Here is a 10,402-nt window from a genome sequence, read left to right as displayed (position 1 = left end):
CTTTACGTTATGATCGAGTTTTCAAATGGTTTTTTATTGAGCCTTTCGCTGTGTCTTGATATCGGGATTGCCAATATCGCCATGATTACCCTTGCCATGCAACGCGGGTATTTTCATGGTTTCTGGCTGGGAATGGGAACCTGTGTGGGTGACCTGGCATATGCATTACTGGCGCTGGCGGGAATGGCCGTAATGCTTCAGTATGAAGCAGTACGCTGGATACTGTGGATTGGCGGTGGTGCGATGCTTTTATGGTTCGCCGGCAAAATGCTGGTGGCCGCCTTCAGGAAGGCCTCAGAGCTTAACGTGAGCGAAACCCATCAGTATCGCCCGCTGCTGCGTGAATTTGGTCGAGGCGTGGTGCTTGCCATGTCCTCCCCCACGGCCATTCTGTGGTTTGCGACAGTTGGCGGTGCGCTGATATCCCGGATGGGCCAGCACAGCGTTACGGCAACGTCCTGGTTTCTGAGTGGCTTTTTCATCGCGGGAATGTTCTGGACCTGTGTTTTGTGCCTGGTTGGAAGTTTTGGAGGCAAACTGCTTGGCCATCGCCTGCTTAAATATTCCTACATAGCCTCAGCGCTCATATTCAGCTATTTTGCGCTTTACGTGATTGTGTCAGGTTACCGGGAGTTTATGGTGACCTAATCTGACCTGCGAAGCATAGTGATGGGGTGTTATTCCCATCACTTTGCGAAATGCATTAATGAAATGACTCTGATCGTAAAATCCCAGCATTATCGCCGCATCGAGCGGATGCACGTTTCTGCGAAGCAAGTCGCGGGCATGGTGCAGACGAAGCTGCATATGATATTGCAGAGGCGGCATACCCGTATGCCGGGTGAAGAAGCGCACAAGATGATATTTGCTCATCCCCGCCAGCTGCGCGAGCATCTCCAGCTGCGGTTTTACGCTGAGGTGCTCCTGCAAGTATTCGATAACAACGCTGATTTTCTGTTCATTACCTCTATGAAGTAGAGCTGGCGTCTCAAGCAGCTCACCACAAAGTAAAATCAGTTCCTGCTCCTCATCAGTGCCCTGCTCCAGCCGGGCTGATGTTGCAAAACGGTACAGCGCGTCAAACAGGCGAGTGTTATTAATTATGCCTTCTCGCAGAACAGGGGCTTCATGAGCGCTATTGAGATTGTCCTCATCTGCAAGCATTTTTATCACTGTCTGGGGTATGTGCACACTGATGAATTCCACGGCTTGAGTATCAAAACGCGAAGCCTGAATGGTTCCCGGATTATATAAGGTAACCTGACCACTTTTAACATACGCGGTTTTACCTGCCAGCCAGATTTCTTCCACCCCCGTCAGGTTGGCACTGATGACATATTCATCGTGAAGATGTTTCGGAAAGCCCGAATTACGGGCTCTGACCCGTGAACACTCTATGCCATTCCGGCTAAACCATTCTGCAGACTCTAGTGACAACGTATCTGACCCTATGCAGCAATAGTGAATAATTATTAATGAATTATAAAACCATTTACTGAACGCTTTTTCAACTGGTGGTTTTAGGACTCCAGCGAATAAATTATCCTCCGGGTGCAGTCTGCCAGCAATCGGACATGTCCCTTCCTGACCAGACAGGGCCCGCGCGGCCTGATAAATCTAGCTGGCTTTGTCGGTTAGTTCACCAGGACACACGGACTGGCAATGCAATAAAGGGACAGAAGGACGTTATTCCTGATGTCCGCTTTGTGCCATAAGGACATTATTATGTCCTTATGGCTGGCCCATTAGCAGGCCTCATTACCTCTGCGATTCACTGCGCTCTAAAAATTTTTTTGCAGAAGCCTCAGTCGCTCTTAGCTGCTCTTCCAGATCAATGCCCTGCAGCTTTCCCTCTGCTTTGATAATGCGGCCGTCGACAATGACCGTCTCCACATTTTCCGGTTGAGCCGAGTAGACGATGAGGGCTGCAGGATCGCCACCGCCAAATCCTGCCATATTCAGCGAGTTGGGATTAATTATCTGAATGTCTGCCCGCCTACCCTCTTCCAGCGTGCCGGTTAATGCCCCCAGCCCTATCGATTCAGCAGAACGACGCGTTGCTAACGCCAGAAGCTGGCGCGCGTCTGGAAGCGTTTCATCCTTTGCCTGACCACTTTCAGTAAGCGCAGCTGTGCGAAGCGTTTCAAACATGTTAGCCCCGCCAGACAATGCATTACCATCTATACCAAGCCCCTGCCTTTCAACAACCTCAAAGTGATCAAGCCTGGTCAGCCCATAACCAACGCGTTGCTCGCTGACCGGTGTTAATACCAGCCCACCACCCGATTTCTGCAACGCATTTAGCTGCTGCGGGAGCGCATCACTTGCGTGTATTACCGTCAGCGATGGCGATAAATATTGACGGTCTATAAGTGCATCGAACATTGGACGGGCATCGCCGCTAACATGCACCTGAATCGGCAAATTGTGCTGAACAGCAAATCTGTATTCTTTATCCCGCATAGCCCAGTTTTGCTGGCTGGATAAGTCCCTGGGGATCCGCCAGCCCAGCCCGAGTTGAACACGATCGGTTGACTGCTTTTTAAGTTCAGCCAGGTGCCTCAAATCAATCATGCTTCTCGTGGTTTTATCAGGACCACCGTAATACATGATGGCGCGAATGCCGCTTTTTTCCAGCGCTCTGAAGCCAGCATCACCCCATGCAGGGCCATGAATGTTATCAAAGAAGTCGCCAGTGGTCGTAATTCCTGACTGTAACAGTTCAAGCGAACCAGAATACATTGCCTGCCAGATATCATCCGGCTGCATCTCCTTTGCTAGCTTGTTACTGACAGGGAAAAACTTTCCCTGTTTATTTCTGAACTGGCCACGCATGGTGGTGACCCATAAATGATTATGCGCATCGACGAACCCCGGCATGACATATTTACCTCGGGCGTCAATTATCTTTGCGTCGGCGGCGACAAGATTTTTGCCGATCTGTACTATCTGGTTATTGCGGATCAGGATGTCGGTCGAAGGCTGATCCTGTCCGTTGACTGTCATGGGTAACAGGTAACCCTGGCGGATGAGCAGCGTGTTCTGAGGGGCGGCGCTGACTAAAGCAGAGAAACAGCAGGCGGTAATTAGTGCTGCTCGAAGTTGACATGACATACCTACTCCATCGTAATTAAACAGGATTGAATCAGAGTATAGGCAGGGCTTCTTTGTGACACTGGCCGAACAGCCGCACAGCGTCAGCCAGCAAATGATTACAAAGGAGATATCGTTTGGACGTGATGCTGGAAGACGTAAGGATCGGATAGCAGCTGAAATTGCTCATCATCCGGATAGGTAACTGCAATCTGGTATTGTTCGCCTGCGAATGCCTTTACAGCCTCAAGATCTTTCCAGTAAGTCGCCAGAAAGAAATGCTCCCACTTACCCTGCGTCTCTCTGCGTACATACGCTCCCAGATTTCCTGGTGTCCTCTCTGAATGTTCAACGCCCGTTTTTTGCAAATGGTCTGCAAAGCCTTCTGCATACTTGATGGGTACGCATCCGTGCCATGTTCTTACTATCATGTTTCTACCCTCATGTTATGGAAGGGTTTTAAACATAACATAGTGTAGGGGAAGGTGTGATTCGTGAGCGTACGCTGTTGTTAATTTCATCTCACCGGCATCCTGTAACGGAGAAAGCCTCGTGCAATGGTTCAGTCAGAATAAATATGAGATTCGCCTGGAATGGGGCCTGTCTGCCGTAGAGCATCTTGCAAGGGAGGTCGACTGTGCTGTCATTGTTGACGTTATGTCGTTCTCAACGTGCGTCAGCCTGGCTGTCGATAAGGGTGCCCGCATTTATCCGTATCCGTGGAAAAACGAGTCTGCCAGCGAGTTCGGCAGGAAAATCGGCGCGAAGACAGCCAGTCCTGACAGAAGATTCAGCGCTGGAGATTACAGTTTGTCACCAGTCTCGATTCAGAGGATTAGCGAGGGTGAAAGTCTGGTACTTCCATCTCCTAATGGTTCGGCCATTTCATTCAAAGCTAGAGATGAAGGCATTACGGTTTTCAGCGGCTGCTTCAGAAACCTTTCTGCTACGGCAGAAGCGTGTAGCGGCTTCAGGCGTGTCCTGGTGATCCCCTGTGGAGAGCGATGGCCAGATAACAGCATTCGTCCCGCTGTTGAGGATTATGCAGCAGCCGGTGGCATCATCGCCGCAATGGGACGCGGGAGTTATTCTCCAGAAGCGCAGTCAGCCATTGCTGCCTGGCAGTTTTATCAAAAGCAAAACCTGCTGCCGCTTCATGAGTGTTCTTCAGCGCTTGAGCTTCAGCAGCGAGGGTTTAATGAGGATATCGCTCTTTGTCTTGAAGTGGATACAGCTAAGCTGGCATGCCAGCTGTATGGTGATTTTTATGCATCGTTTAAACGCATACATGATGGCTGGTAAGAATGTCACTGCTGTAGCGGTGAATCATTAATGCGGGTGGATCAACGACAGGAGGAATATGTTTTGTTCCAAACCAGACGGGATTGGCCGGGCAGACAGAGCCACATATATAAGCGGGAACGCCTGCGAACGTGCCAGCAATCGGTCGGTGAACATGTCCGGCACAAATGGCCACTAGTCTGGCCGGAGTACGTTTAATTAATTCATCTAACTTACCAAGGCCTCTGCACATCGATTTATCCAGCGTAGGTATGCCTGATCTAAATACGTGATGATGCATAAACAGCAAGGATGGCAAGCTCTCAGCTTCATTGAGTTGTTTGTCCAGCCATTCTAGATGGTCAGTCACGCTGCCATAACCGTGAGTATCAACCGTAGAATCCAGACCTATTAATCGCAGACTGCCAACATCATGGATGAAGTGCAGGGTTTTCGCAGGCGCATCAGTCGCCCATTTATTTTCCGCCCATACCGAACGCATCAAACGGCGGCCGTCTGAATTGCCTGGCAGGACGAGCGAAGGATAACTCTGCTGGTTCAGGCGCACAGCTATCTGTTTATAACCCTCATGCCAATGTCCATCAGTTAGATCACCCGTAAGTACCAATACGTCAGGTCGCAAATGCGTAAGCCACATTAGCACCCGGTCAAACCGTTGTAAGTTATCGTTTTCAGGTGACGCGTGGATATCTGAAACCTGCGCTATCAACATAAAGACCTCGACAATTAAGGTGCGACGGTCAACCAAGGGGTTAATTTATATGTAAAGTGTGAGCCAACATTATGACGCTGAATATGATTGAGCTGATTCTTTGAAAGTACAGCAGACAACGGGCAAATTTTAGGCCCAGTGAGGCAGGCCAACAAAATGTTCAGCGCCTCATAGACGCAGTTGAGGTGCCCAGTCGCTGCCACAAGGTTTCTCGCCGCAGGCCCATCTGCTCCATACGGAATTCAATCGCCTCTAAAAGAAGAGGTGTAAAGGTGAAGCAGCGCTACATTCCTCTTGCACATCAGCCCGCAAAGCGTAACCTATATACAAACCATATACGTTTCATATAGGCCAACCATGGGCATTGTTAAAATATCCGATCTGATGCATGAAAATCTGCGCATCGCCAGCCAGGCGATGAGCCGCTCAATTAACGCCCAGGCTGAACACTGGCTCAAGCTAGGCATGCTGGCAGAGCTCTATCCGCACTTTACCCAGCAGGAGCTGGCGCAGTTGCTGATCCGCGTCGAGCTGGAGCACGGCAGCGACCTGCGTCAGCTCCTCTCCCCTGCCGATCGCCTGCCACAAGGAGAAGCGCAGTGAAGAGAAGCGTAAAGATTCATACCCAGGAACAAATTGAGCTGGCGCGCGCGGCGGGCCACGCGGCGGCACAGGTGCTGGCGATGATTGCGCCGCACGTGCAGCCAGGCGTCACCACAGAAGAGCTGGATGAGATCTGCCACGATTTTATCGTTAACGAACTGAAGGTGATCCCCGCCAATATCGGCTATCAGGGCTACACGCGCACCACCTGCACCTCGGTGAACCACGTGGTGTGTCACGGCATCCCCTCGGCCAAAAGGCTGAAAAAAGGGGATATCGTCAATATCGATATCGGCATCATTAAAGAGGGCTGGTACGGCGATACCAGCCGCATGTACTTTGTCGGCGAACCCTCGGTGCGTGCGCGGCGGCTGGTGGATATCACTTATCAGTCGCTGGTCGCGGGCATTCGCGCCGTGAAGCCGGGCGCGACGCTGGGCGATATCGGCGCGGCGATCCAGCGCGTCGCGGAAGGCGCCGGTTTCTCCGTGGTGCGCGACTACTGCGGCCATGGCGTCGGTCAGATCTATCATGACGAGCCGCAGGTCCTGCACTACGGCACGCCCGGGCAAGGCCTGGCGCTCGAGCCCGGCATGATTTTTACCATTGAGCCGATGATCAACGCCGGTAAAGCGGGCACCAGTGTGCTCTCAGACGGCTGGACGGTGGTCACCAAAGATCGCTCGCTTTCGGCGCAGTGGGAACATACCCTGGCGGTAACGGAAAGCGGATTTGATCTGCTGACGCCCTGGCCGGACGGCTACGGCGACTATCCTGCGATTTAACGCCCGCGCAGGCGGGAAATCACTCTTCGCCCCTTTTTTCGTGCCAGGCTTACTGTGCTTTCATGAAAAAAGGGGAAAACAGTGAGCAATAAACTGGCTTTAATCACCGGGGCATCAAACGGCATAGGTTTCGAACTGGCGAAGCTTTTCGCTCAACACGGCTACGATATTATCGCCGTCGCCAGAAATAAGGAGAAGCTCAATAACGCCTGCGAAGCGCTGCGACATGTTGGCGGCAGCGTACAGCCTATCGCCGCCGATCTTAGCCGCTATGAAGAGATTGAGGCGCTGAAGCAGAAAGTCGACGGCCTGGGCAGAGATATCGACGCGCTGGTTATCAATGCCGGACAGGGTTTAGGTGGACGTTTTATCGGCGGAACGGCGCTGGAAAAAGAGCTTCAGCTTATCAGGCTGAATGTGGATTCTTATGTCCATCTCTCTAAGATCTTCCTGCCCGACATGATCCAGCGCGGCAGCGGCCACGTGCTGATGACCTCCTCTGTTTCAGGGACGGCGCCCATTCCTTTTGAAGCGATTTATGGCGCATCCAAAGCCTTCGTTAACTCCTTCTTCTGGGCCATACGCAACGAACTGAAGGGCAGCGGCCTGAATATGACGCTGCTGATGCCTGGTGCTACCGAAACCAACTTCTTCAAAAATGCGGGGCAGACCGACACCGCCGTAGGCGCCTCGCAGCCGACGAAGCCCAGCGAGGTCGCCGAGCGCGCCTGGTATGCGCTGATGAGCGGTCATGAGTACGTTTACGGCAGCGATGAGGCTGAACATGAGGGCGACGTGCTCAATCGCCTGCAGAGTGAATCCCAGAAGGCGCAGCGCCATCGCATGATTTCTGAACCGGGCTCGGCCGGTAAAAAAGCCTCATCAGGCTGACAGCGCGCGCCCTGCTGGGGAATTTAACGCTCGGCGTTTACGCCGGCTGCCAGAGGCGCACGCCGTTGCGGCCGTCGCGCTTCACCTGATAGAGCGCCTCGTCGGCGTGGCGCAGCCAGTGATGGATCGAATCCGCCATACTGGCGGGCGCGATGCCGATACTCACCGTGCAGGAAAAGTCCGGCGACGTAGGCAAACGAAGCTGCGCGATGCGCGTTTTCAGGGTTTGCGCCAGTGCCAGAATCCCCGCATCCTGCGCATCGCGCACGATCACGCAGAGCTCGTCGCCGCCAAAGCGCGCCGGAATATCCTCGATGCCGACGCCGTCGCGCAGCAGCGCGGAGATCTCCGCCAGCAGAAAATCCCCCGCTTCATGGCCAAAACTGTCGTTGACCGCTTTGAAATGGTCGACATCGATCAGCATTAGCCAGGCGGCGCTTTCCCCGCGACGAGTGCGCAGAAACTCGCTCTCCAGGCGACGTTCAAACAGCCGCCGGTTGGGGATCTTCAGCCCTGGATCCATCAGCGCGATCCGCTCAAGCTCACGATTTTTCAAACGCAGACTCAGCGTCAGGTTATAAGAGACCACGCTTAACGCCAGCAGATAGAAGGTGGCGAGCGGCAGCGTCAGCCACACCGTGCGCGTGCTGAAGCTCATCGTGACCGGCGCGCCCTGCAACGCCCAGGTCAGCACGAAGGCGACCAGGAAAGCCTGCAGCGCGGCGATAAGCTGCGCCAGGCCGCCCGCGGCGTAGCGGTCTGCCACCAGAACCGCCATGATAACGAAAGACGGCAGCGGGCTGATCGCCATCATCGCTACCCAGATGCCGCCAAAGGCGGCGTCCAGCGTCAGGTTGGTGCGTTCGCGTCCGGTGGGATCGTCCGAGGCAAGCGCCAGCCGCCACGCCATCCAGGGCCAGAAAAAGGCATTAACGAACAGCAGCGCGCAGATGCTCAGGCTTTTTCCCGACTCCATTAATACCGACAGAATGGGATAGAAGCAGAGAAGGGTTCCCAGCTGTCGCATAGCAAACATGCGCCTGACGAACCGTGTCGAGCGTAACTTCAGATGCCTGTCATCAGGAGAATAATAATTCATTAAATCAGTATTGAGAGGCGGATGGTTCTCGCAGTTTATCGGGATTTGGTTTAAATCGGTGAAATTTTTTAGGAATTTTCTTATCTTCTCACAAGGATGCTCAAGAAAGCCGCCCGGACAGGTTAATGAGCAGGGTTTTAGCGGGGTCAGGATACGTTTTTAATAGAAGTGTAAATCGGCTGTCGTCCCCGCTGCTGGCATGTTAAATAAGGCTTTTTTAGCAGGAGTTAGCATGTCAGCATACTTACTGGTTTCACTCATGGCGCTCTGTATTGCGCTGGGATTCTTATTCATGGGCGTGAAGCGCCAGCAGAAAAACCTGCTGACGCGTGCGGGCGTCTACGCCGTGGTAGCCGTCGTGCTGCTTATCCTTGGCCTGGTGATGCCTTAGTTAAGCAGTGCGGCATAGATTGCGTAATTTTCCTCATCGAAACAGACAATTTTCACCTCGTCCAGCGCTGGATTGTCCGCCAGCGCCGCTTCTGTCGCCGCCAGCGCAATTTCAGCCGCCTTCTGCTTTGGAAAACGGTAGATGCCGGTGCTGATGTTGGGAAACGCGATGCTCCTGATATCGTGCTGCCGTGCCAGCTCAAAACAGCTGTCATAGGCGCGCCTTAGCAGCTCCGCCTCCTTCTGACTGCCGCCGTTCCAGACCGGACCCACGGTATGAATAACATAGCGTGCTGGCAGTTTTCCCGCGGTGGTGATCACCGCATCGCCGGTAGGGCAGCCGCCCTGCCGGTTGCGAATAGCCCGACACGCCTCCAGTATCTCCGGCCCGCCGGCGCGGTGAATGGCACCATCTACGCCGCCGCCGCCGAGCAGCGAACTGTTCGCCGCGTTAACAATCGCGTCGGCCTCGATTTTGGTGATATCGCCTGCCATCAGCGTGATCTTCTCTGTCATCATTAGCTCCTTATCCTGTTCGTTAAGTCTAGACGCGCCGGATAACGAGCACGCGGGCAACGCGCGCCTTTACTGCGACGGCAGCGAATAGCGCGACATCGGCGCGACCTGGCCAATAAGCTTATTGTCCAGCATATAACGCGCAAACGCCTGATAGCGCGCCTCGTCAAAGCGACCGGCATCGCTGGCGAACAGCGGCACCGTCGCCTGCCACGCCTGGTGGTTAAGCGGCGTGTTCAGCTCCGGGTAAGCGCGGATAAACGCCTGCCAGACCGCTTCCGGATGGGCACGCAGGTAGGCCACGCCCTCGTTCAGCCCATGCAAAAACTTGCCGATACGCGGGTCGGTGGCTGCGGTTCCGGCATTCGCCAGCAGGATCAGTTCGTCATAGGCGGGCACGCCGTGATCTTCTGGCTTGAACGTCAGGGTTTCCGCGCCCTGCTGCTTAAGCTCCAGCAGCTCGTAGTTGCGATAAAGGGTCATTGCGCCGCTGATTTTATGGCTAAGCAGCGCCGAGACGGCGTCCATATTAAGGTTGATCAGCTTTACTTTATCCACGTCCACGCCTGCGGATCTGAGCATGGTCTTGATGGCGACATCCTCAAACCCTGGAATGGCGTAGCCGAGCGTCTTACCCTCGAAATCTTTCAGCTGGTGGATATCGCCACTTTTCAGCGCGGTGAGGGTGTTGAGCGGCTGGCCGATCAGCGTGCCGACGCGGATGGCTGGCACCCCTTTATCCACCAGCGTGTAGAGCTGCGGCTGGTAGCCGACGGCGAGATCGGCCTTGCCTGCCGCCAGCAGCAGCGGCACCGAGGCGGAGTCCGCTGGCGCAATCATCTCAACGTCCAGCCCCTGACGCGCAAAGGCGCCGCTCTCTTTGGCAGCAAAGATCGCCGCATGGTTAGGATTAACGAACCAGTCAAGCAGCAGGCGCACCTTCTGCGCCGCCTGCGCGGGCGCCGCGCCCGCAACCAGTAGCGCCAACAACATCAGCAACACTTTTTTCAC

General features: G+C 54.1%; 13 protein-coding genes. 6 read left to right on the top strand and 7 right to left on the bottom strand.

Annotated elements, in window-relative coordinates:
• The first annotated feature begins 9 nt into the window (after nt 1-9).
• The gene (locus tag Q9R34_RS20070) at nt 10-648 is read left to right on the top strand and encodes a LysE family transporter (RefSeq protein WP_485896086.1); all 639 of its coding nucleotides are present in this window, start codon (nt 10-12) and stop codon (nt 646-648) included.
• Here Q9R34_RS20070 and Q9R34_RS20065 read toward each other — a convergent pair.
• From Q9R34_RS20065 to Q9R34_RS20055, 3 genes are all read right to left on the bottom strand, one after another.
• Complete coding sequence (locus Q9R34_RS20065) at nt 619-1,437, bottom strand: helix-turn-helix transcriptional regulator (protein WP_485896084.1); 819 nt, start codon at nt 1,435-1,437, stop codon at nt 619-621. The genes Q9R34_RS20070 and Q9R34_RS20065 overlap by 30 nt on opposite strands.
• Nucleotides 1,438-1,758: 321 nt before the next feature.
• Nucleotides 1,759-3,114 carry an amidohydrolase family protein gene (locus Q9R34_RS20060; protein WP_485896082.1) on the bottom strand — a complete coding sequence of 452 codons (1,356 nt, stop codon included), beginning with the start codon at nt 3,112-3,114 and terminating at the stop codon, nt 1,759-1,761.
• Nucleotides 3,115-3,212: 98 nt separating this feature from the next.
• Nucleotides 3,213-3,524 carry an antibiotic biosynthesis monooxygenase gene (locus tag Q9R34_RS20055; RefSeq protein WP_485896080.1) on the bottom strand — a complete coding sequence of 104 codons (312 nt, stop codon included), beginning with the start codon at nt 3,522-3,524 and terminating at the stop codon, nt 3,213-3,215.
• A gap of 121 nt (nt 3,525-3,645) precedes the next feature.
• On the opposite strand from Q9R34_RS20055, the gene Q9R34_RS20050 reads away from it, so the two are divergent.
• A complete protein-coding gene (locus Q9R34_RS20050; RefSeq protein ID WP_485896078.1) occupies nt 3,646-4,395 on the top strand; it encodes a 2-phosphosulfolactate phosphatase in 750 nt (249 codons plus the stop codon).
• On the opposite strand, the gene Q9R34_RS20045 is transcribed toward Q9R34_RS20050, so the two are convergent.
• Nucleotides 4,370-5,107 (bottom strand): metallophosphoesterase, encoded by a 738-nt coding sequence (locus Q9R34_RS20045; protein WP_485896076.1) that lies wholly within the window; start codon nt 5,105-5,107, stop codon nt 4,370-4,372. The genes Q9R34_RS20050 and Q9R34_RS20045 overlap by 26 nt on opposite strands.
• Before the next feature lie 357 nt (nt 5,108-5,464).
• Between Q9R34_RS20045 and Q9R34_RS20040 the strand changes: the two genes are divergently transcribed.
• The 3 genes from Q9R34_RS20040 to Q9R34_RS20030 all read left to right on the top strand — a co-directional run bounded on the left by Q9R34_RS20040 (nt 5,465) and on the right by Q9R34_RS20030 (nt 7,386).
• The gene (locus Q9R34_RS20040; protein ID WP_434123523.1) at nt 5,465-5,710 is read left to right on the top strand and encodes a ParD-like family protein; all 246 of its coding nucleotides are present in this window, start codon (nt 5,465-5,467) and stop codon (nt 5,708-5,710) included.
• Complete coding sequence (gene map, locus Q9R34_RS20035) at nt 5,707-6,495, top strand: type I methionyl aminopeptidase (protein ID WP_485896074.1); 789 nt, start codon at nt 5,707-5,709, stop codon at nt 6,493-6,495. Before Q9R34_RS20040 ends, map begins: the two co-directional genes overlap by 4 nt.
• An 81-nt stretch (nt 6,496-6,576) precedes the next feature.
• Nucleotides 6,577-7,386, top strand: coding sequence for an SDR family NAD(P)-dependent oxidoreductase (locus Q9R34_RS20030; protein ID WP_485896072.1), 810 nt, complete (start codon nt 6,577-6,579; stop codon nt 7,384-7,386).
• A gap of 37 nt (nt 7,387-7,423) precedes the next feature.
• Here Q9R34_RS20030 and Q9R34_RS20025 read toward each other — a convergent pair whose 3' ends face one another.
• Nucleotides 7,424-8,485, bottom strand: coding sequence for a diguanylate cyclase (locus tag Q9R34_RS20025; protein WP_485896070.1), 1,062 nt, complete (start codon nt 8,483-8,485; stop codon nt 7,424-7,426).
• Nucleotides 8,486-8,717: 232 nt separating this feature from the next.
• Between Q9R34_RS20025 and Q9R34_RS20020 the strand changes: the two genes are divergently transcribed.
• Nucleotides 8,718-8,876 (top strand): hypothetical protein, encoded by a 159-nt coding sequence (locus Q9R34_RS20020; RefSeq protein WP_434123518.1) that lies wholly within the window; start codon nt 8,718-8,720, stop codon nt 8,874-8,876.
• Here Q9R34_RS20020 and Q9R34_RS20015 read toward each other — a convergent pair.
• Both Q9R34_RS20015 and Q9R34_RS20010 read right to left on the bottom strand, forming a co-directional pair.
• Nucleotides 8,873-9,391, bottom strand: coding sequence for an O-acetyl-ADP-ribose deacetylase (locus Q9R34_RS20015; RefSeq protein ID WP_485896068.1), 519 nt, complete (start codon nt 9,389-9,391; stop codon nt 8,873-8,875). The genes Q9R34_RS20020 and Q9R34_RS20015 overlap by 4 nt on opposite strands.
• 69 nt (nt 9,392-9,460) lie before the next feature.
• Entirely contained in the window at nt 9,461-10,402 is a 942-nt protein-coding gene (locus Q9R34_RS20010; protein WP_434123516.1) for an ABC transporter substrate-binding protein, read from the bottom strand.

The organism is Enterobacter sp. BRE11 (assembly GCF_031844285.1).
Taxonomy (GTDB): domain Bacteria; phylum Pseudomonadota; class Gammaproteobacteria; order Enterobacterales; family Enterobacteriaceae; genus Pantoea.
The sequence above is the reverse complement of the archived record's forward strand: the minus strand, read 5'-3'. Positions and strand labels throughout refer to the sequence as shown.